A 24,426-nucleotide genomic window follows, 5' to 3' on the forward strand; every position below is an offset into this window, starting at 1 on the left:
ACTTCCCTTTTTTAATCTTGCGTTAGCAGCTTAATGTAATAAGAATTTACATGGTTCTAATCACATTGTAATTAATTAAAAATAAATTAGTTGTTTCTCATTTAATTTTAATTTATTTTAGCATACTTTTTTGCAAATGCAAAACTTTTTTTCCAAAAAAACATTTTTTATTCGGAATTGTACGATTAAAAAGGTTATTTATGCATTAAAAGAACGTATTTATTCATGTTATAAGTGTTAACACTTAAATGTGGATTTAATTAGATTTTGAATCACCTGATTATCAACTGGTTTGCCAATTGTGACCCGAATCCAATTCGGCTGTTGGCCTGAACGAACTTGGTAACCATTTTGCATTAAAACACTGGTAATTAATTCAGCATCAGGAACTTTAAAGTAGATAAAATTAGCCGCGCTGGGATAAAATTTAAAATTAATTTGACTTAAAAATTGCACCCACTTTTCCCGCTCAACTTGATTCCGTTCAACAGTCTGCTCTACAAATTTAGAATCATTCAATGCAGCAATCGCTGCTACTTGTGAGAGCGTATTTAAGTTATATGGCAGTCTGACTGACTGCATATATTTCGCCCGGTTCGAATCCATTATAATGTATCCAACCCGATAACTAGCCAATCCATAGGCCTTTGAAAAAGTCCGCATAATGGCAACGTTATCGTATTTGCTTAGCAACGGCACTGCAGAAACCGCCTCGTTCGCTTCTGCGTATTCAATGTATGCTTCGTCAATAATAACCAAAATATCCTCAGGGACTTGATCTAAAAAGTCCTGAATTGCAGCTAGCGAATTTAGCCCACCGGTGGGGTTATTGGGGTTACAGAGCCAAATTAAGTTCACGTTTTCATTAATCTGTTCCAAGAATGCGGGCAGATCATTTTGCCCCTGGTCATTAACGGGAATCATTTTGACATTGGCACCTTCTAATTCGGCGTTTAACTGGTATTCTGAGAATGTTGGTTCAGAAACTAGCACTTCATCCCCAGGGGTTAAAAACACCCGTGAAACCATGGCAATGATTTCGTCTAGCCCACACCCAAAAACAATGTTTGCAGCGGGCACTGAGAGCCGCTTTGCAATTAAATTGCGGAGTGCCGTACAGTTGCTATCAGGATAGTAATTTTGGACCTTTGGAACCGCTTCGATCACCGCTTTTGCGACCGCCGGAGAAGTCCCGTATGGATTTTCATTAGCCGAAAGTCGAACGACCTGTTTTAACCCGTACTTTGCCTTAAGTTGACTTTCTGGAACCGGGGGAACGTAGCTCGCTAATTCTTTGACCGTATTTTTCATTATCAACAACCCCTTCTATAGCTTTTCGATTGGCGCCCGGTCCTTGTATTGGCTCATTTTGCCAACTCGTGAACCCAATTCAGATTTGATTTGATTAAAGGAGACGCCTGATTCCACTAGTAATACCATTAAGTGGTATAGCATGTCGGCAGTTTCATATTGCAGTTCCTTTGGATCATTATTTTTAGCAGCTACAATTACTTCGGTGGTCTCTTCACCCACCTTTTTCAAAATCTTGTCCATTCCCTTGGTGAATAAATAGTCGGTATAAGACCCCTTCACTGGTTCTGCTTTCCGTTGTTTAACCATTTCATATAGTTCTTCTAGTGTTTGTTTAGCCATATTAATTACCCCTTTTTTGGATTCATTTTAACTGGATTAAAAAAGCAACTTTGTTTTCCGGTGTGGCATGCTGGTCCGTTGGGCACCACCGTCACTAATAATGTATCTGCATCACAATCTAGGGTCATGTTAACCACCCGTTGTGTATTGCCACTGGTGGCACCCTTATGCCACAATTCTTTTCTAGATCGCGACCAAAACCAAGTTTCACCACTTGCAAGCGTGCGTTGGTAACTATCAGCATTCATCCAAGCCACCATCAATACTTGGCCGGTATTAGCATCCACCACCACGGTGGTTAACAACCCGGTTTGCTTATCAAAATTAGGTTTCATCGTCTCACCACCACTCCATTTGCCTGTAACGAACGTTTAACATCTGGAATCGATAGTTCTCGGTAGTGAAAAATAGAGGCGGCCAACGCTCCGGTAACGGATGGATTTTGAAACAGGGTGATAAAGTCCGCGGTTTTGCCAGCCCCGCCTGAAGCAATGATTGGCACCGTCACTAACTTACCTAATTCAGTGTATAGTTGGGTATCAAATCCCTGCTTAGTTCCATCACGATCCATGCTGGTTACTAATAGTTCCCCAGCGCCATTTGCAACCGCTTGTTGCGCCCATTTAAGCGCGTTAATTCCCGTATTCTTGGTTCCACCATGGGTATAAACCAAAAACTGTTTGCTAGGCGCATCCCATTTAACGTCAATTGCGACCACAATTGCTTGACTGCCAAACCGCTTGGCACCAGCGGTAATCAAAGCGGGGTTAGCAATTGCTGCTGAATTGATTGCAACCTTGTCCGCTCCGGCATGTAAAAGGCGGTCCATATCAGCCAATGAACTAATGCCCCCACCAACGGTTAGTGGCATAAAGACCTGTTGGGAAACCTGTTCAACTACGTCGGCCATCGTTTTGCGGTGCTCATTCGTTGCGGTAATGTCCAAGAACACCAGTTCATCCGCTCCTTGTTGCTCGTAGACCGCCGCAATTTCAACTGGATCACCGACGTCTTGAAGGTTAACAAAATTAACTCCCTTTTTGACCCGTCCGTTGGCAATATCTAGACATGGAATAATTCGTTTTGCTAACATTGGTTCACCTCCGCCACCTGTTTTAAGGTCAGCTGCTTTGCTGCTAGTGCCTTCCCGACAATTACATCATTCAACCCAAGCGATTGCAGTTTTAACACGTCTGCCACGTCTCGTACGCCGCCTGACGCAACGATTGTTAAATCTGGAAATTGCTGGTGCAAGCCGCCTAACAACTTAAAATTAGGACCAGCAAGGGTGCCATCGGTCGCGGTATCCGTGACGATAAAGCGATTCGCTCCGGCAGCAGCCATTGCATTAATCAATTCAGCCATTTTGACTGAAGACTGGTTCAACCAACCATCAGTTGCAACCAGCCCGTTCAAACCATCAATCCCAATCGTGATGCGGTCACTGCCATATTTGGTTAGCATGGCAGTGGTGAATTCTGGATCTTTAAGCGCCACCGAACCCAGAATCACCCTTTGCACCCCACCGGTTAGGTACGATTCGATCGTTGCTTCGGTCCTAATGCCACCCCCAATTTCGGTGGTTCCGTTAATAATTTCCGCAATTTTGGTTACTAACTCAGCATTAACCGGTTGGCCATCCTTGGCACCGTCTAGATCAACAACGTGAAGGGCGTTAATTCCAGAAGCAGATATTGAGCGCGCTTGATCAAGTGGATCCGCATTTATTAACGTTGACTGGTCATAATCGCCCTGATAGAGGCGAATACTATTGCCTGATTTTAAATCAATCGCTGGATAAATCATTTCGCCACCACCTGTTCAAAAAACGTTTTCAATAAATATAAGCCGACTTGACCACTTTTTTCAGGATGGAATTGGAATCCGTAGATATTATCCCGATTTACAATCGCTGGAATTTGTAATCCATAGTCAACACTAGAAACAATGTATTGCGGATTGCATACTGCGTAGTATGAGTGGGTGAAATAAGTATATTGATTTTGAATGCCCTTAAACACCGTCTGCTGATTCATTAGTTGATTTTCGTTCCAACCTGCTTGGGGAACGATTCGCTGCCCGTTATCATCCGGAATCTTTTCAATGCGTCCGGGAATTAACCCTAATCCCTTGGTGTTGCCAAATTCAGTTGAGGAATCAAATAGCATCTGCATTCCCAAACAGATTCCCAAGAAGGGCGTCCCCTGATTAACGGTTTCTTGAATTACCGATACTAATCCGCGGTCTGCTAGCGTATCCATTGCATCCTTGAACGCCCCCACGCCGGGAAATAGGACCGCAGATGAGTTCTTGATTTGCTCAGGATCAGCAGTTAACTGAGCGTCGACCCCCACTCGTTGACAGGCCTTCAAAACGTTGTAAACGTTCCCAGCATTGTAATCAATAATCGAAATCATTAAATGACCCCCTTCGTAGAGTTAACTCCCTTAATTTCAGGATTAATCGTAACCGCCTTGCGTAATGCCCGCCCCGTTGCCTTAAACAACGCTTCAATCTTGTGGTGGTATTTCTTCCATAGAGAACCCGCGCATGGAGGTTCATTAAACCGTTGAACGCCAACGCTTGAAAGAAGTCCTCAGTCACTTCCGTCTCAAAGGTCCCCAGCCGTGGATTATCTAATTCGGCATCGAAGACTAGGTAGGCGCGGCCGCTTAAGTCGACCACCACCTGTGCCAACGTCTCATCCATTGGTACGAAGGCATCTCCATACCGCTCGATTTGCATCTTATCCCCTAATGCTTCTTTTAGGCACTCGCCGATTGCAATCCCAGCGTCTTCAACGGAGTGGTGGGAATCAACGTTGAGATCACCATTCACCTTCACTGTTAACCCAAACCGGCCGTGTTTAGCAAATAGTTCTAACATGTGGTCAAAGAAGCCGACCCCCGTATTAATATCAATGCCAGTTTGTTCATCCAGATTCAATTCCACTAAAATATCGGTCTCATTGGTTTTTCTAGCAACTTTCGCACTTCGCATCTTTATTCATCCTTTCCATTAAATCTAGCTTCAACGGCTCTGGCGTGGGCTTCCAACCCTTCCGTCCGGGCTAACTTAGTAATCGCTGCTACGTCGGCTTGCAAACTAGGCTTATCAAATTGAATAAATTGCGTTCGCTTAACAAAGTCATACACACCTAGTGGAGACGCAAACCGCGCCGTCCCACCGGTTGGTAATACGTGATTAGGTCCGGCAACGTAATCACCAAGGGGTTCACTAGCATAGCGGCCTAAGAATACTGAGCCAGCATTTTTAATCAACCCGAGGTATTGAGTGGGGTTCTTAAGTTGCACTTCCAAGTGTTCTGGCGCCACCGTGTTCATTAATTCAAACATGTCGCTAACGTCCTTCATCACCGCAATGAATCCCCGTTCTTCAACCGATGCAGAAGCAATTTCCCTCCGGGGAAGGGTTCCTAATTGTTGATCAACGGCTTTTGATACCGCCTCCGCTAACTGTTCACTATCGGTAATTAACATTGGTCGTGCCCGCTTATCGTGTTCCGCTTGGGATAATAAATCAGCTGCCACTTCTGCAGCATCGGCGGTGTCATCAGCTAAGATTCCAATTTCTGAGGGTCCGGCAACCATGTCGATTGCCACCTTCCCAAAGACCTGTTTCTTAGCGGTTGCAACAAAGATGTTTCCGGGTCCCATAATCTTATCAACTGGTTGGATGCTTTCGGTCCCATACGCCAAGGCAGCAATTGCTTGGGCGCCACCAACTTGGTAGACTTCATCCACCCCTGCAAGCTTGGCTGCAGCTAACACCGCTGGGTTAACCCCGTTGGGTTGTGGTGGGGTAACCATTACCACTCTTTTAACCCCCGCTAGTTTAGCGGGAATTCCACACATCATAATGGTTGAGGGATAAGCAGCGGTCCCACCTGGAACGTATAATCCAACACTTTCGATCGGGGTAATCTTTTCCCCCCTCATGATTCCGGGAGTGCTAACGTCAACAAAACTATTTTCAATTTCCTGTTTGTGAAAGCTGGTGATGTTACGTTTAGCCAGCTCCAAAGCGGCCCTTAGATCGTCATCAATGTTAGATAACGCTTGTTCTAATTGAAAATCTGGAATCGAAAAGTCCGCTAGGTTCACGTTATCAAACTTGCGTTCGTAGTCCCGTAAGGCGTCGTCACCGTTTTGGGCAACGTTTTGAATAATTTCGTTCACCGTCTGTTCAATCTTTAAATCGACCGTTTGGCTGGTATAGTTTTCAACAATTTTTTTCATGGCTGGTAGTGATTCTCTATATATTTTCATATTCATTCGCTCCTATTACTGCACTCAATTTATCAACTAGTTTAAAAATTTCATTTCGTTTTTGCTTTAAGGCTACCGGGTTGGCAACCAAGCGGCTGGTAATTACGTCTAACCAATCATGGACCACCAGGTGGTTAACTCGTAGGGTGGTGCCAGTTTCCGTTAGATCAACAATTGCATCCGCTAGCCCGGTTAATGGTGCTAATTCAACCGAACCAGCAATTTTAATAATTTCAACGTCTTCGCCCTTACCGTCAAAGTAACGGCGGGCCACCTCAGGATACTTGGTCCCAATTACCTTGCGGTGGGATTGATTCCAATCAAAATCCCGCTTTGCGGCTACGATGAATTGACAACGACCGGTGCCTAAATCCAATAATTCATCAACTTGACTCAGGTTGGATTGTTCAGCTAAAACGTCGCTGCCAACCACTCCTAAATCAGCCGTCCCCGTTCTCAGGTAGGTACAGACGTCGTCGCCCTTTACCAATATGAATTGGTACTGGTCAGCTAGCGTGATGATTAGCTTGCGCTCCTTGTTCACTAACGGAGTACAATCAATCCCACACGCCTCTAGTAGTGGAATCAACTTCTCTTCTACTCGGCCCTTAGTTAATGCAATCTTCAGCATTCAATTAACCCCTCTCCTGGTTTCCAAACCTTTAACGTTGCTCCTGCTGCATCTGCCTGTGCTTTCGCTTCGGATTGGCTATCCGCAAGCGCCAATGAATAGTTCGAATTAGCTTCAATAATTGGTGCAATTTCACTCATTTCTGCTAATTTTGCGTACACAAAAACCGGTCGCTGAGTTAGTGGTTCAACATCTGTGATTGCTGCTAATGCATCGATGTTAATTCCTAATCCAACGGCCGGTTCGGTTTTTGCATTTAAGTTAGCCAGTAGCTTGTCGTAACGACCGCCACTAATAACATAAGTACTTGAACGAGCTGTATATCCTTTAAAAATAATCCCAGTATAGTATTTTTGGGGGACCGCACTGCTTAAATCAATAATTACCTGCTGATCAGTAAAACTACTTGCAAAACTAGAAATTGTAATTAGTTCTTTAATCAACGGCTGTGCGGATTTGGGAACCTGGACTGATTTCAATATTTGATTGATTTCAGCAATGGTTCCAAATAACCGGGGCCACTTTTTAAGAAACGGAAGTTCATCACATGCACCAACTTTTTCCAATAGTGCTTTGTAAGCTGGAAAATTCTTATGGTATAGTGCTTCTGCCAATTGTTCATGTAGTTGGGGACTAATATGGAGTGAATCCAAGATTTGGTCCACCAACTTAGCATGCCCAATTTCAATTGTTAGTTTATTTTGTAGAAAATGCTTGTTTAATTGATGCATAATGATCACCTCCTCCATTTCTGCTTTAATAGTTGAATAACCAATTAATTCGATTCCTAACTGGGTTTGTTGATTTTGACCTCCGGATAGTTCCGGAGAGATTTCAAATTTAGTTCCTAAGTAATATAGTTTCCGTGGTAACGATAGGTTCGTGTTCGATAAGAACCTAGCAATTGGTAGCGTTAGATCCGGTCGTAAGACTAAGTCGTCTCCGGCAGGGTCAAACACCCTGTACGGCGGATTGGCACTTGTAAAATCATTGAATAGGTCGCGTTGCTCTACGATTGGGGTGTTAATTCTGGTGTAGCCCTGGTTTCTAAATAATTCTAAAATCCAAGCACTAACAATATCCTTTCGTTCAGCAACTTCACCAAATTCATCCCTTAATCCAGTGGGTAATTTAATCTGGTCCATCTGGGGTTCCTCCTCTCACATCATTGAATTAAACAAAAAAGGCGTCCTCCCTGTCCAAAAAGGACAAAGAGGACGCCTGCGCGTGGTTCCACCTCATTTTAGGTACTTCTCACGAAGTATCCCTCATGTTGAAGAATAGTTCTTCAACCCTGTTAACGAGTGGTCCCGGACTAGCCTACTTATTTTTCAGTTAATCGGTTCTTCGGTGTGGTTCATGAATGATTACCCATCCCTTCACAACTTCAGCGGGACTCTCTCAAAAGTGCTCAAACATTACTCTCCGATTCATTACCATTAGATTTAAATTATATTTCAATGATGTTGATGCAATCATATTCTAATCTTAATCACATGTCAACCCTTTTAATAAATTATTCATCAGGTGCCAGCCATGCCCAACTTCATCAATACTATGAGCGTCAGAGCCAAAAACCACTGGAATCCCGTTTTTTACAGCCCGCTTGATGATTTGATCACCGGGGTAAAAATCATTGCAAAATTTTTTATACAGCCCGGCTGAATTGAAATCTAAGCTAAGGTGATTGCGCTTCATTTTATTAATAATTTGATCAATTATTTTTAAATTATCGGCATCAAATAACTCTGGCAAGTGAAAATAATCCTGATATTTTTTGATCAAACTAATATGCCCTAGTTCAAGTGGCTTTTGGTGTTCCCAGTTAAAACTAGCACTGGCTAAAACGGTCTGTAAATATCTTTGGTATAGCTTTTGAGGGTCCTTAATGTCAAAGCGAAAGCCGTTAGCTAATTCAGCTGGTGAGTAATCAATTCCCCAATATTTACCATCACGATCCCTTAAGTAGTGAACTGATAAAATATTATTTTGAGTTGCCGGTTCATATTCCTCAAGGAATTTTTGGGTCTCATCCTCAAACCCACTGAGGTATTCAATTTCAAAACCGACACTAATTTTAATTTGATTTTGATATTCAGTTTGGAGACTCGTAGCTAACTTTAAGTACTCATCAATCTGCGATTTTTTTATACCTTCAGTATCGATGTTTTCTTCAAAACCCGCAAACGCATTGGCAAAATCATCAGGCATTGGTGCGTGCTCCGTAATGTGATACTCATCAAAGCCAAGCTCAATTGACCGTTCAATCATCTTACGGGTGTCGTCACCGCTTCCGTGAGGGCATAGTTCGGTGTGAGTGTGTCCATCAACTTTTATCATTAGCATCCCTCCAATTTGATTTAATAATACTAGTTAATTGAATTAAAGTAAATTAACTTATTTTAAACTGAACTTTACATATATTTATAAAAGACTTATAATCAAATAAATTTAATTAGTAATTATAAGACTATAAATTATAATTTGATATCTAAATTTATCTTTACATATTAAAATAAAAATATTATAATAATCTAACTGAATTTTAATCAAAGCATTTTGTGCAATCTAACGAGGAGGAATGCCTATGTTTAGTAAAATTGGTAATGTTATTTTTGAAAATGAAGCGGTTGCCAGAACTTCTGATTTCCGAATGGGATTAGAAATTGAAATGGACCGTGCCGATGAAACCGGTCATTTAAGTACCGAGCCCTATCCAGATACAATTGGAGATGCCCATAGTAATCCATGGATTACAGAGGACTTTCTAGTCGCAATGTCTGAGGTGGTTACCCCACCAGCAAACAGTCCATTAGATGCAATGCACTATTTATATCGCATCAACAATGCCTTGCGGAATGCGTTAGCCCCGGGTGAAATCTTATGGCCACTATCCATGCCACCGATCATGCCAAAGGATAAGAGCAGCGACTTTGATTTATTAAACGATTCCACCACTGAAAAACGTGATTTTCTAGTGAATTGGGTTAAGTTGCACCACGGGATGGCAGAAGCCCTCCCATGTGGCGCTCACATTAATTTAAGTATCCATGACCACGTTATCAAATTGATTCAATCTCAAATGAGCGATACGTTCAAAACAGATCAAGAGGTCAAGGATTACCTATATATGCGTTTAGGGCAAGGTTTTGTAAGATACAGATGGTTAATTACATACTTATTCGGCGCTAGTCCCATTGCTGAAAAAAACTATTACGATGAAGATAAGGGTCCTAACCACCCAATTAGAAGTCTTAGACAAAGTCATCGGTATGGATACGGTGCTAAGTTCCTGGTGGACTACACTAGTATTGATAAATATATCAAATCAATTCATGATGCTGTTAAGAAGAAGCTATTGATTCGCGCTTCAGAAGGTCAAGGGCCAATCCGTTTCCGCGGTGGTAAAGACTTAGATGACTTGAAGAATACCGGAATTCAATATCTAGAGTTACGAATGTTGGATCTTGATCCAACCAGTGCCATCGGAATCAAGACTAACACCATTCGATTTATGCGACTGTTAGCTAGTTACTTTATCATGAATCCACCGTTGAAACAGTCTTCAGTTAACGAAGCATTGGATCATGCTAATCAGTTAAACGACGAAGTTGCGAGTGAGGAACCAACCCACTTTGCACACCAAGTCCAAGCGATCTCATTCATTAACCGTTTGAAACTCTTTGTAGATCAACTCCAAGCTGGTCCTGAATATACGGAAGTAATTCAAGAAATGGAAATGAGAATCCGTTATCCTGAACTAACCCCGAGTGCCCAACTACTAGGTAAGATGAAAAATGGTTCATTAGTCGACTATGCTGTTGAAGTTGGTAAAAAATATCAGGAAAGTGCGTTGGTAGCACTAAGACCATTTGATGGTTTTGACACTACTAAGCAACCTTCCGCAGACGATCTTAAAAAGTATCTCTTTAGGGACTCGTTTAAATCTTAATCATAGAAGCGTAAGTTGGATTGCCCAACTTACGCTTTTTGGTTATTTTAAAAATTGATTTACCCCGCCGTGAACTAAGTCGATTGCCGTATCAATCGCCGCACTAATTGGGACTGGTTTTCCGTCCAACACCCACTGGCAATAAACGTTTAACCCCGTCTGCTGAACAAATGAAATGACCATTTGTTGTTGCCATTTCGAAAGCAATTTAAATTCAGGATCACTTCCCCACGTCTGATTCATTACATCATCAATCATTGACTGGCGGATGTTCATGTATGATTGACTAGCGCTAACTGTAATCAGCTCGTAAGCTCGATCCTGACTTGTTGAATATTCAAAGAAGGTTTGAATACTCTTAGCCAAGTCCCGCGGGTAGCGTAGCCCCTTTGTGATCGATAGATACCCACTTGAATACTGAACCTGAATTTCTGCCAGCAGGTCAGAAAGCGTCTGGTAGTAACGATAAAACGTCTTTTTGTTAATTTGGGCGCGTTCGGATAACTCTTTAACGGTGATTTGCTCAAACCGTTTTTCACAAATTAGTTGTTTAAACGCAGTTTGAATATTCTTTATTGTTCTTTGAACCCGTAAATCCTCATGTCCCGTAATTTTCATTGGGTCAATCTCCTTTAAATTTATGTAACGATATTTGATGTGTGCTAAAATTAAAATTAAAAATTAAAGAAAGCTGTTATTTAATGTCTGCAAAAAGAAAAATTATGATTACCATTGCCAGTATTGTCGGCGTTATTCTGGTGGCCCTGTGCGCAGCTAGTGCCTATTTGTACACCGTGGTATCGGTCCCAAATCATAAGTCGTTTTTATCCAATGATAAGATTACCCGTAATAACCCTCTATATAGTAACCAACAGTGGTTCCTAAAGGCCAAAAAACAACGGTGGTACGAAACTTCCGCCTCCGGAAATTTAAAGCTGGATGCATACTACATTCAAGCAGCCCAGAAAACCAACCGGACAGCGATTATCGCCCATGGTTACATGGGTAATAAAGATCAAATGGGGGTGTATGCCGCCCTCTTCCACCGCCTAGGTTACAACGTTTTAATCCCAGATGACCGGGGGCAAGGTGATAGTCAGGGGGACTACGTTGGTTACGGATGGCCGGATCGAAGGGACTACATTAAGTGGATGCATAAGGTAATTGCCCACAATGGAACCAACACTAAGCTCATCATGTTCGGGGTGAGCATGGGTGGTGCCACCACGATAATGACCAGTGGTGAACAGGACGTCCCCCATCAAGTTAAGGCGTTTATTGAGGATTGTGGGTATGATAGTATTACTAACGAGTTAAGGTATGAAGCAAAACAGCTCTACCACATGCCAACCATTCCATTTTATCCAATCGAGCCAATGGTCAGTTTGATCAATAAAGTTAAAAACGGGTTTTTCTATGGAGATGGGAATGCACTCAAGCAAGTTGCAAAAAATCACCGGCCGACGCTCTTCATTCACGGTAGCGATGATCATTTCGTGCCCACTAAAATGGTAAAGCCACTCTATGATGCCAGTAAGGGACCCAAGCAACTACTCATTGTGAAGGGCGCCACCCATGCGGATTCATATCAGCATCGTAAGCAGCTCTATGAAAAAACCGTAAAGCAATTTTTAAATCGATATGTTAAATAATTAGAGAATGGGGATGGTCTAAAAACCACCCCCATTTCTTATAGTTTATGGATTAAGTTATCCCGGATTAACTCATAACTAGCTTTTGAAATATCGGCTTCGGTATATTTTGCTGGAGATAAAAGGTGTAACTTCAGTAAACTTAGCACGGCCCCAGTCAAGAACACCGTAATAATGTGTTTTTGTTTATCACTAACGGTAAAATTTAACTTCGCAATTGTTTTTTGGTTCATCTTAGTAAAAAATCGCTCTAGTTTATTGCTAAAATTAATATCACCATTATCACTAAGTAGTAAAATCAAAACTGCTCGGTGCGTGTCAAAAAGGTTCACAATTTGGTTAATAAAGGCCCCCGAAATTAGTTGATTCCGAATGGAATGAATATCCAGATTAATTAGTTGTTCTTGATATTCAGTAATTTGATCCAGAATTTGGTTTTCAATCGTATCAAAAATATCATTCTTATCCCTAAAATACCGATAGAAAGTTCCACGGTTAATGCCGACTTCCCTTATAATTTGGCTAACGGTGATTCGATTAAAGCCGTTCGCTTGAGATAGTTTAATGGTCGCATCAATAATTTTATTAATTGTCTGAGTTCGCTTAGTAGCCATCTAACCACCCCCCTTAAAATTGAACACTTTCCTAATATTGTTTATTTTATATTAGTTTCTGAGGACTAATATATTAGATGACAATAACTTAGGAGGTTTTTAACATGGGAAATCAAAATACACTTTTTCAACATGGAACCGGAGCATTAATCGTTCCCGGGATATTCAACGGCACACTAAAAATTAATGATTTACTAGCGCATGGTGACACCGGCATTGGAAGTGGTGAGGGTCTAGATGGCGAATTAATCATTAACAACGGGACTCCCTTTTTAATTCAGGGTGATGGAATGGTTAAGACCCTCGATAATAATTTCACGGTCCCATTCGCCAATGCCCACTTTGCCGATTACTCCATTACCCATAATACTAATATTAATAACTATCAATCATTAGGTAATGCTGTTTTTACAACCCACAGGTTCAAAAATATCTTATTCTCGGTTAAACTGCATGGCCAGTTCGAATCAGTAAAAGTTAGATCTGTTTTTAAACAAAGTAAACCCTATCCATCACTAGTGGAAACGGCTAAATCCGAAAAGCGATTTGAAGCCAACCATATTTCTGGAACCCTAATTTCATATTACTATCCAGATATATTCAGTAAAATTGCGGTAGGTGGCTTTCATTCACACTTTATCTCTGACAATCAAAGAATTGGTGGACACCTGATGAACTTTACCGGATTCAAGGGTGACCTCGGAATCCAATCATTCCAAAGCTTAACCCTAGAATTGCCAAATGATAATGATGAATACCTTAACCATGATTTTTCAAAGGATGACATTGAATCCGCAATTAACCAAGCCGAACGGGAGTCATAAAATTAAGCACGATTAAAACGAGCCTGGGTGCTCGTTTTTTTTAGTATCCAATTACCTTGGTGGTTACCTCATCAATTACTTCATCTGGAATGGTGCTAATTTTACAACGATAGACGGCGTTTTCACGTGGGTTAAAAAAGCCAATCGAATCTAATTGAAGGTAATCAGCTTCGTCAATTGAGTGTAACCCCATTAAATAATAAACTAGAATTTGTAACTTATTGTTTTTATTCAAGACGTTACTCTTCACCACTTTTAAATCCCATAGGGTTTCACTAGCCATAAAATCAGCGTCCCCAGTGCTAATTACGTTGGTATAACCACCCGCAAACACCATTCCCGAATGAATTGGCTTTCCAAACTGGTCAAAAAAGGCCATTACCCGTTCCACTAAAATCGTTAGGTTGGTCAAATCAGCCGTTGATAACTCAAAATCAGGCCCCATTACATTTTGAAAATGTGCTAGACCGCTCCGTCTAACCACGTCAAAACCAGCTAGGCGGTACGCTGCTTGCAGTGACTGGTCGTTCAACCCGGTAATTTGAGCCAATAGCTTATCCGCAGTTTCAGATTGGTCAATCATTTCTGCTCCGGCAAGCGAAATTTGCCAGGCCTGGCGGGGATTTTCCCCCAACATAAACCGTGAAAAGTAGTCCACGGTAATGCCCAGGGCACTGCCCCCTCTCATGTTGGGTTCGTCAACCAACTCCCGTTTGGAATCTAATTGTTGTTTCACAAACAATTTAGAACTTAAGTAGCCGCCCCGTGGTTGGGGAACGCTTTTCACCCGGTTAGTCACACTAGTCATAATCTTACTACCACCTTTATTAGAATGTGCCATTATTCTAACCGAATTTGAGCCATTAAACAATTTATAACATCAAAAAGACCCCCGCATTTATCATTCTGATCAATGTAGAGGTCTTTTGTTAATTTAGTTATTAACCTAGCGCTGGCGTAATTTTAGTGGAATTAAGTAATAATGAACTAGCAACAACTGAAACCGAACTCAATGCCATCGCCAAGCCGGCAATTTCTGGACTTAACGTTAGGCCGATAAAGTAAAACAATCCGGCTGCAACTGGAATGCCAACCACGTTATAAACAAACGCCCAAAAGAGGTTCAGTTTGATTCGCCGAAACGTCTTCCGACTTAGCGTTAGCGCCCGACTAACATCCCTAAGGTCATTACGCATTAACACAATCCCACCAGCTTCAATTGCAATGTCGGTTCCAGATCCCATCGCAATCCCTACGGTAGCAGTTGACAGTGCCGGCGCATCGTTGATCCCATCCCCGACGAAAACAACCCGCTGGGAGCGTTGAATCCGACTTACGTAATCAGCTTTTTGGTCTGGTAGAACGTTTGCGATTACGGTATCGATGCCCACCTGACTAGCAATTGCATCCGCCACCTGTTGATTATCACCGGTTAGCATCACCGTTTTCAGTCCCTGCGCCCTTAAATCAGCGATTGCTGCTTGCGAAGTTGGCTTGGGAGCGTCTTGAATCCCGATCAATCCGATTACTCGTTCCTGATTCCCAACGTAAACAACGGTCTGTGCATCAGCTTGCATCGCCTTGGCATTTACCTGAAAGGCTGAACTAATCTTTAAATCGCCAATTTTACCAACGCTAAATGCTGCGCCACTTACTTGTCCGGTCACTCCGACCCCACTTTGGGTGCGAAAGTTTTGCACCGGCAGCAGTGCAATTGACCGGTCGGCAGCTTCCTTACCAATTGCACTAGCTAGCGGATGTTCAGAATCAGCTTCCAGACTAGCGGCAATTTGAATTACCTTCGACTTATTGCCTACAACTTGGACGACACGGGGCGTTCCTTCCGTAATCGTGCCGGTTTTATCAAATACCACCGTTTCGATTCCATCAACAGCCTCTAACACTTCACCATTTTTGATTAGAATCCCCATTTTAGCCCCACGACCAGTGCCAACCATTAACGCAGTTGGCGTCGCTAACCCGAGGGCACATGGACAGGCAATTACCACCACTGAAACCGCAAACACCAGTGCATGCGCAACGGAAACTCCTAGGAAAACGTACCAAATCAAGAAGGTTAAAATGGCTAAGATCAAAACGACTGGGACGAAAATATCAGCTACCCGATCGGTCAGGTTTTGAATTGGAGCATGACTATTCTGAGCCCGCTTAACCAATTCTACAATTTGAGCTAACATGGTGTCATTGCCAACCCGGTGCGCCTGGTACTCTAGTGTGGAGGAGCCATTAATCGTTGCTCCAATCACGTAATCCCCCGCGTGCTTTTCAACGGGAATGCTTTCGCCAGTTACCATGGATTCATCAATTGAAGAACTTCCCTTCACCACGATTCCGTCCACCGCAATCTTAGCACCGGGTTTCACTTTAATCGTGTCACCAACTACAATATCTGCAACCGGCAATAATTGAAAGTGCCCATTTCGCAAAACGTTCGCTTGTTTCGCTTGCAATCCCAGTAATTTCTCAATTGCACTGGAAGCCCCCCGGCGCATTTTAGTTTCTAACACCTGGCCCAAAAGAATGAAGGTGGTAACAAAAGCCGCCGTTTCAAAAAACACTGGTTGCTGGTTAGCCATTGCATAAATGCTAAACCCATAGGCAGTGGTGGTTCCAATTGCCACCAGGGTATCCATATTGGAGTGGTGCTTTTTAAAGGATGCAATTGCACTCTGTAAAAAGGGGCGTGCTGAAATAACCATTATAATCGTCGTCAACGTAAGGGCCGTCCAATCGCCCCCCGGCAACATCCACCCAGTCAGTGGCATCAATCCCATTTGTAATAGCATTGGAAACGACAACGCCAATGAAATCCAAAAGCGCCGTGTAATTGTCATTACTGAACCACTACCTTTCCATGAACCATGTCCATTCCACAGCTAAAGTCAAATTCACCGGATTGGCTAGTATTAACATCGAACGTTTTTACTTCTCCCAATGGTAGCTCACTCTTGAATCCTAAGTCAGCGGATTGGACCGTTCCCAAACAACCCTGGTCACTGCGTCTAACAAAGTTAATTTTAGCGGGAACCCCCTGTTTAAAATTAACCACGTTGGGTTCATATCCACCATCAACAGTAACGGTTACAACTTGTTCTTTTTCACTCATATCAAATTCCTCCATATTCCTATTTAATAATTAGTTTTCCATGAAACATATCCATCCCACAAGCCCATTGATATGTGCCCGGTTTACTGGTATCAATATCAATCGCTTCCGTTTGATCCTTTGGCAACGCTTGATTAATACCAAAATCATTAAAAACCACGTGATCCAAACAGCCCGACGCATCCCGCCTAGTAAAATTAAGCGTTGCTGGGACGCCCGCAGTCAACTCGACCGTTTCTGGAGCGTAGCCACCGTTAACTTCAACAGCTACCGTTTGGTGGTTGCCGACGACTTCAGATGCCTCACTAGCTGTCGCATGCTTCCCAAAGAACCACCACGCGATGAAGGTAATCAATGCTAATCCCACGATCAGCACCATTATTTTTATCATTATCGAACTGCTCCTTTCCAGTTGTGTTTACATATGTAAACTTTATAATTTAATCCTATTCCGGTTGTCTACATTTGTCAACATCAAAACTAAAAAAACTGCTAAAACAAATCGTTTTAACAGTTTGATGCTCCTATTTAATTTGATCAAAAGCTTGCTTCAGGTCTGCCTTGAGGTCTTCAACCGATTCCAGTCCAACTGAATATCTTAGCAAACCATCCGTGATGCCCCGGACATGCCGTTCAGCCGGACTCATTTCGGCATGGGACATCTTAGGTGGGTATGAAATGATGGATTCTACCGCACCTAATGAAACTGAGAAGACCGGAATCTTAACCAACTCGACTAGCTTGCGGACATTATCTTCGCTACCAATATCAAAGGAAAGTACGGCACCACCAGATGCTGCTTGGGAGGCTTGAACTTGGTGTTCAGGGGATGAAGGGAGGCCCGGATAGTTCACCTTAGTTACTAGTGGTTGTTGTTCCAACCAGGTTGCCAATTCCAATGCGTTTGCTGATTCCTTTTCCATTCTTACTGCGAGTGTCTTGATTCCACGTAATAACAGCCAACAGTCAGAGACGCCCAGGGTAGCCCCCATTGCATTTTGCAAGAAGTACACCTGATCGCCAAGGGATGGATCCTTGGTAACGATTAAGCCGGCTAGGATATCACTATGCCCGGCTAAGAACTTGGTTCCACTATGCAAAACCAAGTCAGCACCTAAGTCTAATGGTTTTTGTAAAATCGGGGTCATGAATGTGTTGTCAACAAATGCCAATGCATCGTGTTCGTGAGCAATTTTTGCAACATCGGCAATGTTTGTGACTTGTAAGGTGGGGTTAGACGGGGTTTCAATGTAGACGACCTTCGTATTTTTTTGAAAGGCGTTTCTAAGGGCGTCTTCATCGCCAAGGTCTACAAATGTATACTCAATTCCATACTTTACTAACACTTGGGTTACCAGTCGAAAGGTCCCACCATAAACGTTTTTGGTTAAAATAATGTGATCACCCTGGGTCAGGGTTAAAAGGGCTGTTGAAATCGCAGCCATCCCAGTGGCAAATGCAAAACCACGGGTTCCATGCTCAAGGCTAGCAATGCTATCTTCAAGCACGTCGCGGGTAGGATTGCCGCTTCTAGAATAATCCCACTTCCCAAAGTGATCAAAATCACGTTGTTCAAAGGTGGATGAAAGTTGAATTGGGGGATTAATTGCGCCAGTTTCTTTATCGGGCTTCGTAGTGCTTTTAATCACCTTGGTCCAATCGGAAAATTGGTTACTTGCCATTTTCATTCACCTCCACCTTATCACTAGCAATCGTTAACGATTGATTTAAGTCATGAATTAAATCTTCACTGGCTTCAATTCCGCAGGAAATCCGCAAAAGGTTGTCAGTAATTCCAGCCGCTTCACGAACTTCCCTACTTAAATTAGCGTGGGTTTGGATTGCTGGAACGGTGACCAAGCTTTCGGTGCCACCCAGGCTTTCTGCAAATGAGAGAACTTGAAGGTGTTGTAAAAAGCGGTCAACATTCACGGCGGGCTTAACGTAGATACTAATCATCCCACCCCGTCCAGGGTATAACACTGATTCGACTAGGTCGGAATTCTTTAAATCCTTAACAATTGCCTGAGCGTTTTCTTCCTGCTTGTGTAGACGTAATGGCAATGTCTTTAAGCTTCGAATCAATAACCAGGAATCGAACGGACTGAGGTTCGATCCAATCGTAATTAGGTTGTTCCCAATTTCTTCTGCAGTTGCTTCTGACTTACAAATTACTACTCCGGCAAGTAAATCATTATGTCCAGATAGGTATTTAGTAGCACTGTGAACGACAATGTCAGCTCCAAGGTTCAATGGTTGCTGAATCAATGGAGTGTAGAATGTATTATCAACGATTAACTGTGCGTTTACTTCGTGGGCGTGGGTGGCAACGGCCGCAATGTCGATTACCTTCATGGTAGGATTTGAAGGCGTTTCAATCCAAACCGCCTTTGCATCGTCCTTTAAGAGCTGGTCTAATTCTTGGTAGTCATTCCCATTCCACTTACTAAACCGGAGGTGGTAATGCTTAGTCAGCAGGTCAAAAAATCTAAATGAACCACCATATAGATCGTCAGAAACCACAATGTGATCACCAGTATTGAACTGGGTAAAAACCAGTTGAATTGCGGCCATGCCTGATGAAACCGCGTAGGCCTTACAACCATTTTCTAGCTTTGCTAACACGTCTTCCAACACGTCACGCGTTGGTTCGGTCATTCTAGAATAGTCATACCCAGTGGATTTTCCTAATCCTTCGTGCCGATATGCCGTTGAGAAATACAATGGCATTGAAATCGCACCCGTTACATTATCCACGCGGTTCCCCGCTTGCGCTAAAATCGTATCAATTTTCTTTTGCCAATTACAGTCACTACACATTTCAATCACTTACCTTTCAACAATGTTTGGGGCCTGATCAAACCTTATCAAGCGCCTGCTTTAAATCTGCAATTAAATCATCTGCGTTTTCAATTCCAATTGAAATTCGAATCAAGTCGGGAGTGACACCCGCTTCCTTAAGCTGTTCATCATTTAACTGGGCATGAGTCGTTGATGCTGGGTGAATAATCAATGACTTTGCATCTGCAACGTTTGCTAGTAATGAGAATAGTTTAAGATGGCTAATCAATTCCTTCCCGGCCTTCTCGCCGCCGGTCAAACCAATCGTGAAGATGGAGCCAACCCCCTTCGGGAAGTACTTTTCAGCTAGTTGATGGTACTTACTATCCTTTAAGTATGGGTATTTAATCCAAGCGACCTTCGGATGTTGGGCTAGGAAGTCAACCACTTTTTCAGTATTTGAAACATGGCGTTCAACCCGTAATGATAGTGATTCAAGCCCCTGAAGGAGTAGGAAGGAGTTAAACGGACTAATCGTTGCCCCTAAGTCACGAAGCGTTTCGGCCCGAACCTTAGTGGTAAATGCAGCCCCCTTTAGGTCGGCAAAAACGAGCCCGTCGTATTGATCATTCGGTTCAGTAAAGCCTGGATACTTGCCACTGGCCTGATAATCGAACTTGCCATTTTCGACAATCACGCCACCCATCGTGGTTCCATGACCACCAATGAACTTAGTAGCAGAATGAACCACAACGTCAGCACCATGTTCTAGTGGTTGAACTAAGTATGGCGTCCCAAACGTATTATCAACAATGAACAAAATTTTATTTTCATGGGCAATCTTTGCAATTGCTTCAAAATCAACTAAGTTAATGTTTGGATTTCCAATGCTTTCTACGTAAACGGCCTTAGTCTTGGGTGTAATCGCCTTCGCAAAGTTTTCAGGATCATCTGGATCAACAAAGTGGGTCTTAATTCCTAACTTGGGAAGCGTTACCGCAAATAAGTCATACGTTCCACCGTAAAGCGTGCTAGCAGCAACAATCTCATCCCCCTGTCCAGCAATGTTAAGGATGGCAGCGGTAATCGCAGCCGAACCAGTTGCTAGCGTTACTCCTGAAGTGCCGTTTTCCAAAGCGGCAACCCTTTTATCAACTACGTCTGTAGTGGGGTTCGTTAAGCGGGTGTAAATGTTTCCCGGATCCTTAAGGCCAAACCGGTCGGCAGCTTGTTGGGCATCCTTAAACACATACGAAGTGGTTTGATAAATTGGTACCGCCCGAGCACCGGTAAATGGATCAACGACTTGGCCCGCATGGACCTGAAGGGTTTCAAAGTGCAATTGCTTTTCTGTCATAGTTAAACTCCTCGCTTTCAATTAAATCCACCCAGTTTTGATATAACTGGATACTACTGTTTTGCCAAGTGTTTTCAATCTGGTGTTTCCGATCATAGTAGTTTGCTGGTGCATCGATGACTGAATTCTTAGCTAAGTCCCGATGGTATTCAGTATCTAACGTGTCTAAACTGTATTCAGGATGACCAGTTAAGTAGGTTTGGCGCTTAGCATCTGAATGTAAGATGAGGGGACCGGTAAACTGGTTATCAGCGACAATCGTTAATTCAGTTGGTAATGATTCCCGATTGATTAGTGATTGTGAATGCCGCGATTGGGGATTCACAAATCGCGATAAATTATTACAAAGCCGACAGTTTGGATTAATGCTGCTGGCCTGATAAATTCCGAATAATTTTTGCTTTAATTCGGTTTTAGGGATGGCGAAATCACAATATAGAGCAGCTTGGGAGGCCCAGCATTCGTTAATCGTTTGGCCAACATGGTTAGTCGACCACTGCTTAATGGCTAAAAATTCATTCCAGTAATCAACATCCTGAAAGTCAAGTTGTTCAACTGGGGCGCCGGTAATAATCAATCCATCATAGTAGTTATCGTACACATCCTGCAGACTACAATAACACTTGGCAACTCGGTCTTGATCAACCGTCTTAAAGTGGTGCGTCTGTGGATATAAGAAGGTTACTTCAACGTCTTGGTTTAAAACAGCTAAAATATTCAAAAATTGCCGCTCCGTAACTTCCTTAGTGGGCATCAAATTTAAAATTAAAATTTGAAGTGGTTGGTCCAATTCTTGATTATTCCACTTGTTTTCAACCTTTAAAAATCCATTTTTAACATTAACTGCCATTGTGATTTCCTCCTTTTCAAATAAAAAAACGCCCCTAGCTTTCGGAATATTACTTCCAAAAACTAGGGGCGTTCTATGTAGTACGCGGTACCACCCTATTTAGCTGGACAATTGGGTCCAACCATCTCCGGACACTGAGTGAGCTATCCTTCAACACTTTAACGGGTGTTATGTCGTAAACGGCTAATTAAGCTAACTCACCGTTTAAAATTACTCCAAGACCATCTTCGACACTAGCTCAAATACCCAATCTCATCTACCAGGGCTCTCTGTTAAAATCAGCTAAATGTTTACTCATCTTTTCTCAGTAACTTCTAATTAATATGTTATGGATATAATAATCCGTTTCATTTTGAATGTCAACAGTTAAAATAAAAAAAGTTTAGAAAATTAATTCTAAACTTCACGTAATTAGTATGTGAGGGATGAAACTATGGGTTAATTAAATAATTAATTAAGTCGTGCATTATGTGGTGTTACTATGTGATTTGATATTATGATTAATTGTTATGCTTGTACTTCCGCATTAATTCCACCATGTGGACTTCGTTCACGATAAATTCATGGGTTCGACAAACGTAGTCATGTTCACGGCCAATTTCTGCGATGTACCCATTAATGTAGTCCACTTCCGTTGGGCGACCCTTAGAGAAGTCTTGATACATTGAAGGATAGTGGTACTTAAATTGATGACTAGTGGTCGTTACCGAATCGATTTGTTCCTGGCGCGTTTCGATCATTTGAATTCCAGCTCGTTCACACGCATCGAACGATTCATTGAATAATTGAGTCGCCATTTCAGGCACCTTAGGATATTCAATAAATTGGCCCATTTGTAATTCGAACATGGTACAAAGGGTGTTCACTACGGCGTTGTAAACCACCTTAGACATACACATTCCTTTCCATTCGGTTGCCATTACGGGACCTAATTTAGCAGCTTTAAAGTCATTGAACACTTGCTTAGTGGTTTCATCAGCTGGTTCATTGTCGTATGGAGCCATATGCATGACTTCACCATTTTCTGGACCCATGAAATCCACGTCTGCAGGGCCATCCATCCTGGTTGCAATCATTGCGGTTCCACAAATGATTTTGTCGCGGTCAAAGTATTTTTCAATCTTTTCAAAGTGGCCCATCCCATTCATTGCTGAAAAGGCGTATTGATCACGGTGGAAAATGCCAGCAGCCGCATCCCGTTCCAGTTCGTCGGCTAATTGCATCTGTTTCATAAAGATAATCCATACATCTGGATGACCGGTATATTCTTCTGGATAGTAAATGTTAATTGGGACAATGTGTTGATTTTCGTGGTCCCGAGCGACTTTAACCCCACCTTGTTCACGGACCTTTTCAACGTTTGGTTTCCATGAATCTACAAAATCAACTTCAATTCCAGCGTTTTCTTGCATCATTACTCCGTAACGATATCCCATTGCTCCTGCACCAATAAAACCGTATTTCATATCATCAATCCCCTTTTTTATGTATGAACCAAAAAACGTCCTCCAGAAAAATTCTGAAGGACGTTATCAACGTGGTACCACCTATCTTTAAGCCAATTGGCTCCTCTTGCGGATTATAAAAATCCTAATCACGATAATGGGTGACTACCAGACCGCCTCGAAAAGCGGTCGCTGTTTTAATTTAATCTTTAAAGAACTAGCGTTTAATGCCCTTCCATCAACCGGCACTCGCTTGGTAAACCTAACTCCCGAATCCATTAAATTAATCGGTTCATTTATTAATTGATGTTAGTATACATTGAACTTAATTAAAATGTCAATGATTTTTTAATCATTTTCTAATTTTAATTTTATTCATTAGGCCGATCAGCTGATCTAGCAAGGTCTTCATACTTTTTATATTCTGCAGCATTTTGTTTGAATTCCTTTAATCCAGAATCAATTGCTGAATTCCCCAGTGGTAAGTGAAGTGGTAAATCAGCCGAATGGTTTTCCACTTGATCAATAATGATTTCAGCGGCAATCTTTGGATCTCCGGCTTGGCCATGATCGTCGTCACTCCGACCAGCGATTCGTTGGTTGGAAAGCGCCTTGTAGTCATCAATCTTACTAATTGCCTTTAGCGATGAACGCCCAGACCAATCGGTTCTAAAGGCACTGGGTTCCACTAACATGACCTTAATGCCCAATGGTTCTACCTCAGCTTGTAGCCCCTTGCTAACCCCTTCAACAGCATGCTTAGTTGCATTATAGAATGAAAGGGCAGTCGTCCCCTTAATTCCAGCAATGGAAGAGAGGTTCACAACTATTCCAGCACGTTGCTTTCTCATTGTTGGTAGCACCGCCCTGATCATGTCCACTAATCCCCAGAAGTTAACATCGAACATGTAGCGGGTTTGTTTTTCATCACTTTCTTCAAAGGTTGCAAAATAACCCAATCCAGCATTATTGACTAAAACGTCAATCGAATCAAATTTAGCCAACGCTTCTGACACCGTTGATTGAATTTGCGTGGCGTCAGTAACGTCTAGTTTGGTTTTTAAAATTTGCCCGTGGTCATATTGATCTAAATAGGATAATTCTTCTGGTTTCCGGGCGCTTGCCACGATATTAACCTTACCTTGTGATGCTAATTGTTCTGCTAATTCCCTTCCAAAACCAGTTGAAGTTCCTGTAATTAACCATGTTTTTGTCATTTTACCGCTCCTTATTATTAATAATTTATTATAA

25 protein-coding genes, 1 pseudogene and 2 other annotated features are annotated in these 24,426 nt (G+C 42.3%); of the genes and pseudogenes, 3 read left to right on the plus strand and 23 right to left on the minus strand.

Annotated features, from left to right (window positions below):
• Window positions 1-237 precede the first annotated feature (237 nt).
• The 11 genes and pseudogenes from hisC to hisJ form a co-directional block, all read right to left on the minus strand.
• Entirely contained in the window at window positions 238-1,311 is a 1,074-nt protein-coding gene (hisC, locus tag HZL42_RS08640; protein WP_219283269.1) for a histidinol-phosphate transaminase, read from the minus strand.
• Window positions 1,312-1,326: 15 nt separating this feature from the next.
• Window positions 1,327-1,653 carry a phosphoribosyl-ATP diphosphatase gene (hisE, locus tag HZL42_RS08645; protein ID WP_219283270.1) on the minus strand — a complete coding sequence of 109 codons (327 nt, stop codon included), beginning with the start codon at window positions 1,651-1,653 and terminating at the stop codon, window positions 1,327-1,329.
• Window positions 1,654-1,658: 5 nt separating this feature from the next.
• The gene (hisI, locus tag HZL42_RS08650; RefSeq protein WP_219283271.1) at window positions 1,659-1,988 is read right to left on the minus strand and encodes a phosphoribosyl-AMP cyclohydrolase; all 330 of its coding nucleotides are present in this window, start codon (window positions 1,986-1,988) and stop codon (window positions 1,659-1,661) included.
• Window positions 1,985-2,746, minus strand: coding sequence for an imidazole glycerol phosphate synthase subunit HisF (gene hisF / locus HZL42_RS08655; protein WP_219283272.1), 762 nt, complete (start codon window positions 2,744-2,746; stop codon window positions 1,985-1,987). Before hisF ends, hisI begins: the two co-directional genes overlap by 4 nt.
• A complete protein-coding gene (hisA, locus tag HZL42_RS08660; protein WP_219283273.1) occupies window positions 2,740-3,459 on the minus strand; it encodes a 1-(5-phosphoribosyl)-5-[(5-phosphoribosylamino)methylideneamino]imidazole-4-carboxamide isomerase in 720 nt (239 codons plus the stop codon). The genes hisF and hisA overlap by 7 nt, the downstream gene beginning before the upstream one ends.
• Window positions 3,456-4,070, minus strand: a complete 615-nt coding sequence (gene hisH, locus HZL42_RS08665) for an imidazole glycerol phosphate synthase subunit HisH (protein WP_219283274.1) — start codon at window positions 4,068-4,070, stop codon at window positions 3,456-3,458. The genes hisA and hisH overlap by 4 nt, the downstream gene beginning before the upstream one ends.
• Window positions 4,070-4,653 (minus strand): annotated as a pseudogene (hisB, locus tag HZL42_RS08670) (imidazoleglycerol-phosphate dehydratase HisB). Before hisB ends, hisH begins: the two are co-directional and overlap by 1 nt.
• Before the next feature lie 2 nt (window positions 4,654-4,655).
• A complete protein-coding gene (gene hisD / locus HZL42_RS08675) occupies window positions 4,656-5,942 on the minus strand; it encodes a histidinol dehydrogenase (protein WP_219283275.1) in 1,287 nt (428 codons plus the stop codon).
• Window positions 5,929-6,573 (minus strand): ATP phosphoribosyltransferase, encoded by a 645-nt coding sequence (hisG, locus tag HZL42_RS08680; protein ID WP_219283276.1) that lies wholly within the window; start codon window positions 6,571-6,573, stop codon window positions 5,929-5,931. Before hisG ends, hisD begins: the two co-directional genes overlap by 14 nt.
• The gene (locus HZL42_RS08685) at window positions 6,567-7,718 is read right to left on the minus strand and encodes an ATP phosphoribosyltransferase regulatory subunit (protein ID WP_219283277.1); all 1,152 of its coding nucleotides are present in this window, start codon (window positions 7,716-7,718) and stop codon (window positions 6,567-6,569) included. The genes hisG and HZL42_RS08685 overlap by 7 nt, the downstream gene beginning before the upstream one ends.
• Window positions 7,719-7,783: 65 nt before the next feature.
• Window positions 7,784-8,016: a binding site (T-box leader), on the minus strand.
• 45 nt (window positions 8,017-8,061) lie between these two features.
• Window positions 8,062-8,913, minus strand: coding sequence for a histidinol-phosphatase HisJ (gene hisJ, locus HZL42_RS08690; protein WP_255552625.1), 852 nt, complete (start codon window positions 8,911-8,913; stop codon window positions 8,062-8,064).
• A 247-nt stretch (window positions 8,914-9,160) separates the two neighbouring features.
• Here hisJ and HZL42_RS08695 point away from each other — a divergent pair, with 247 nt between their 5' ends.
• Entirely contained in the window at window positions 9,161-10,525 is a 1,365-nt protein-coding gene (locus HZL42_RS08695) for a glutamate--cysteine ligase (protein WP_219283278.1), read from the plus strand.
• Window positions 10,526-10,567: 42 nt separating this feature from the next.
• Here the strand turns inward: HZL42_RS08695 and HZL42_RS08700 are convergent, their stop codons facing one another.
• On the minus strand, window positions 10,568-11,143 hold the full coding sequence (locus tag HZL42_RS08700) for a TetR/AcrR family transcriptional regulator (RefSeq protein WP_219283279.1): 576 nt from the start codon (window positions 11,141-11,143) through the stop codon (window positions 10,568-10,570).
• Window positions 11,144-11,226: 83 nt separating this feature from the next.
• On the opposite strand from HZL42_RS08700, the gene HZL42_RS08705 reads away from it, so the two are divergent.
• On the plus strand, window positions 11,227-12,177 hold the full coding sequence (locus HZL42_RS08705; RefSeq protein WP_219283280.1) for an alpha/beta hydrolase: 951 nt from the start codon (window positions 11,227-11,229) through the stop codon (window positions 12,175-12,177).
• A 38-nt stretch (window positions 12,178-12,215) separates the two neighbouring features.
• Here HZL42_RS08705 and HZL42_RS08710 read toward each other — a convergent pair whose 3' ends face one another.
• A complete protein-coding gene (locus tag HZL42_RS08710) occupies window positions 12,216-12,791 on the minus strand; it encodes a TetR/AcrR family transcriptional regulator (RefSeq protein ID WP_219283281.1) in 576 nt (191 codons plus the stop codon).
• Window positions 12,792-12,895: 104 nt separating this feature from the next.
• On the opposite strand from HZL42_RS08710, the gene budA reads away from it, so the two are divergent.
• Window positions 12,896-13,615: an acetolactate decarboxylase gene (gene budA, locus HZL42_RS08715; protein WP_219283282.1), complete on the plus strand. Its 720-nt coding sequence runs from the start codon at window positions 12,896-12,898 to the stop codon at window positions 13,613-13,615.
• A 40-nt stretch (window positions 13,616-13,655) separates the two neighbouring features.
• Here budA and HZL42_RS08720 read toward each other — a convergent pair whose 3' ends face one another.
• From HZL42_RS08720 to HZL42_RS08765, 10 genes are all read right to left on the minus strand, one after another.
• Window positions 13,656-14,423: a hypothetical protein gene (locus HZL42_RS08720; protein WP_219283283.1), complete on the minus strand. Its 768-nt coding sequence runs from the start codon at window positions 14,421-14,423 to the stop codon at window positions 13,656-13,658.
• A gap of 133 nt (window positions 14,424-14,556) precedes the next feature.
• Window positions 14,557-16,470 carry a copper-translocating P-type ATPase gene (locus tag HZL42_RS08725; protein WP_219283284.1) on the minus strand — a complete coding sequence of 638 codons (1,914 nt, stop codon included), beginning with the start codon at window positions 16,468-16,470 and terminating at the stop codon, window positions 14,557-14,559.
• Window positions 16,470-16,742: a cupredoxin domain-containing protein gene (locus HZL42_RS08730; protein WP_219283285.1), complete on the minus strand. Its 273-nt coding sequence runs from the start codon at window positions 16,740-16,742 to the stop codon at window positions 16,470-16,472. The genes HZL42_RS08725 and HZL42_RS08730 overlap by 1 nt, the downstream gene beginning before the upstream one ends.
• 19 nt (window positions 16,743-16,761) lie before the next feature.
• Window positions 16,762-17,133 carry a cupredoxin domain-containing protein gene (locus HZL42_RS08735; protein WP_219283286.1) on the minus strand — a complete coding sequence of 124 codons (372 nt, stop codon included), beginning with the start codon at window positions 17,131-17,133 and terminating at the stop codon, window positions 16,762-16,764.
• Between the two features lie 133 nt (window positions 17,134-17,266).
• Complete coding sequence (locus HZL42_RS08740; RefSeq protein ID WP_219283287.1) at window positions 17,267-18,424, minus strand: aminotransferase class V-fold PLP-dependent enzyme; 1,158 nt, start codon at window positions 18,422-18,424, stop codon at window positions 17,267-17,269.
• Entirely contained in the window at window positions 18,414-19,562 is a 1,149-nt protein-coding gene (locus tag HZL42_RS08745; RefSeq protein ID WP_219283288.1) for an aminotransferase class I/II-fold pyridoxal phosphate-dependent enzyme, read from the minus strand. The genes HZL42_RS08740 and HZL42_RS08745 overlap by 11 nt, the downstream gene beginning before the upstream one ends.
• Before the next feature lie 37 nt (window positions 19,563-19,599).
• The gene (locus tag HZL42_RS08750; protein WP_219283289.1) at window positions 19,600-20,880 is read right to left on the minus strand and encodes an O-acetylhomoserine aminocarboxypropyltransferase/cysteine synthase family protein; all 1,281 of its coding nucleotides are present in this window, start codon (window positions 20,878-20,880) and stop codon (window positions 19,600-19,602) included.
• Window positions 20,855-21,730, minus strand: coding sequence for a homoserine O-succinyltransferase (locus HZL42_RS08755; RefSeq protein ID WP_219283290.1), 876 nt, complete (start codon window positions 21,728-21,730; stop codon window positions 20,855-20,857). The genes HZL42_RS08750 and HZL42_RS08755 overlap by 26 nt, the downstream gene beginning before the upstream one ends.
• Before the next feature lie 61 nt (window positions 21,731-21,791).
• Window positions 21,792-22,045, minus strand: a binding site (T-box leader).
• Window positions 22,046-22,230: 185 nt separating this feature from the next.
• Window positions 22,231-23,196, minus strand: a complete 966-nt coding sequence (locus tag HZL42_RS08760) for a ketopantoate reductase family protein (RefSeq protein WP_219283291.1) — start codon at window positions 23,194-23,196, stop codon at window positions 22,231-22,233.
• Between the two features lie 350 nt (window positions 23,197-23,546).
• Window positions 23,547-24,392, minus strand: a complete 846-nt coding sequence (locus tag HZL42_RS08765; protein WP_219283292.1) for an oxidoreductase — start codon at window positions 24,390-24,392, stop codon at window positions 23,547-23,549.
• Between the last annotated feature and the right edge of the window lie 34 nt (window positions 24,393-24,426).

Source organism: Lactobacillus sp. Sy-1 (genome assembly GCF_019303535.1).
In the GTDB taxonomy this organism is placed as follows: domain Bacteria; phylum Bacillota; class Bacilli; order Lactobacillales; family Lactobacillaceae; genus Nicoliella.

Bases quoted from the DNA above. Each gene is read 5' to 3' on its own strand.
- hisC (WP_219283269.1), bottom strand. From the start codon at position 1,311: ATGAAAAATACGGTCAAAGAATTAGCGAGCTACGTTCCCCCGGTTCCA.
- hisE (WP_219283270.1), bottom strand. From the start codon at position 1,653: ATGGCTAAACAAACACTAGAAGAACTATATGAAATGGTTAAACAACGG.
- hisI (WP_219283271.1), bottom strand. From the start codon at position 1,988: ATGAAACCTAATTTTGATAAGCAAACCGGGTTGTTAACCACCGTGGTG.
- hisF (WP_219283272.1), bottom strand. From the start codon at position 2,746: ATGTTAGCAAAACGAATTATTCCATGTCTAGATATTGCCAACGGACGG.
- hisA (WP_219283273.1), bottom strand. From the start codon at position 3,459: ATGATTTATCCAGCGATTGATTTAAAATCAGGCAATAGTATTCGCCTC.
- hisH (WP_219283274.1), bottom strand. From the start codon at position 4,070: ATGATTTCGATTATTGATTACAATGCTGGGAACGTTTACAACGTTTTG.
- hisD (WP_219283275.1), bottom strand. From the start codon at position 5,942: ATGAAAATATATAGAGAATCACTACCAGCCATGAAAAAAATTGTTGAA.
- hisG (WP_219283276.1), bottom strand. From the start codon at position 6,573: ATGCTGAAGATTGCATTAACTAAGGGCCGAGTAGAAGAGAAGTTGATT.
- HZL42_RS08685 (WP_219283277.1), bottom strand. From the start codon at position 7,718: ATGGACCAGATTAAATTACCCACTGGATTAAGGGATGAATTTGGTGAA.
- hisJ (WP_255552625.1), bottom strand. From the start codon at position 8,913: ATGATAAAAGTTGATGGACACACTCACACCGAACTATGCCCTCACGGA.
- HZL42_RS08695 (WP_219283278.1), top strand. From the start codon at position 9,161: ATGTTTAGTAAAATTGGTAATGTTATTTTTGAAAATGAAGCGGTTGCC.
- HZL42_RS08700 (WP_219283279.1), bottom strand. From the start codon at position 11,143: ATGAAAATTACGGGACATGAGGATTTACGGGTTCAAAGAACAATAAAG.
- HZL42_RS08705 (WP_219283280.1), top strand. From the start codon at position 11,227: ATGTCTGCAAAAAGAAAAATTATGATTACCATTGCCAGTATTGTCGGC.
- HZL42_RS08710 (WP_219283281.1), bottom strand. From the start codon at position 12,791: ATGGCTACTAAGCGAACTCAGACAATTAATAAAATTATTGATGCGACC.
- budA (WP_219283282.1), top strand. From the start codon at position 12,896: ATGGGAAATCAAAATACACTTTTTCAACATGGAACCGGAGCATTAATC.
- HZL42_RS08720 (WP_219283283.1), bottom strand. From the start codon at position 14,423: ATGACTAGTGTGACTAACCGGGTGAAAAGCGTTCCCCAACCACGGGGC.
- HZL42_RS08725 (WP_219283284.1), bottom strand. From the start codon at position 16,470: ATGACAATTACACGGCGCTTTTGGATTTCATTGGCGTTGTCGTTTCCA.
- HZL42_RS08730 (WP_219283285.1), bottom strand. From the start codon at position 16,742: ATGAGTGAAAAAGAACAAGTTGTAACCGTTACTGTTGATGGTGGATAT.
- HZL42_RS08735 (WP_219283286.1), bottom strand. From the start codon at position 17,133: ATGATAAAAATAATGGTGCTGATCGTGGGATTAGCATTGATTACCTTC.
- HZL42_RS08740 (WP_219283287.1), bottom strand. From the start codon at position 18,424: ATGGCAAGTAACCAATTTTCCGATTGGACCAAGGTGATTAAAAGCACT.
- HZL42_RS08745 (WP_219283288.1), bottom strand. From the start codon at position 19,562: ATGTGTAGTGACTGTAATTGGCAAAAGAAAATTGATACGATTTTAGCG.
- HZL42_RS08750 (WP_219283289.1), bottom strand. From the start codon at position 20,880: ATGACAGAAAAGCAATTGCACTTTGAAACCCTTCAGGTCCATGCGGGC.
- HZL42_RS08755 (WP_219283290.1), bottom strand. From the start codon at position 21,730: ATGGCAGTTAATGTTAAAAATGGATTTTTAAAGGTTGAAAACAAGTGG.
- HZL42_RS08760 (WP_219283291.1), bottom strand. From the start codon at position 23,196: ATGAAATACGGTTTTATTGGTGCAGGAGCAATGGGATATCGTTACGGA.
- HZL42_RS08765 (WP_219283292.1), bottom strand. From the start codon at position 24,392: ATGACAAAAACATGGTTAATTACAGGAACTTCAACTGGTTTTGGAAGG.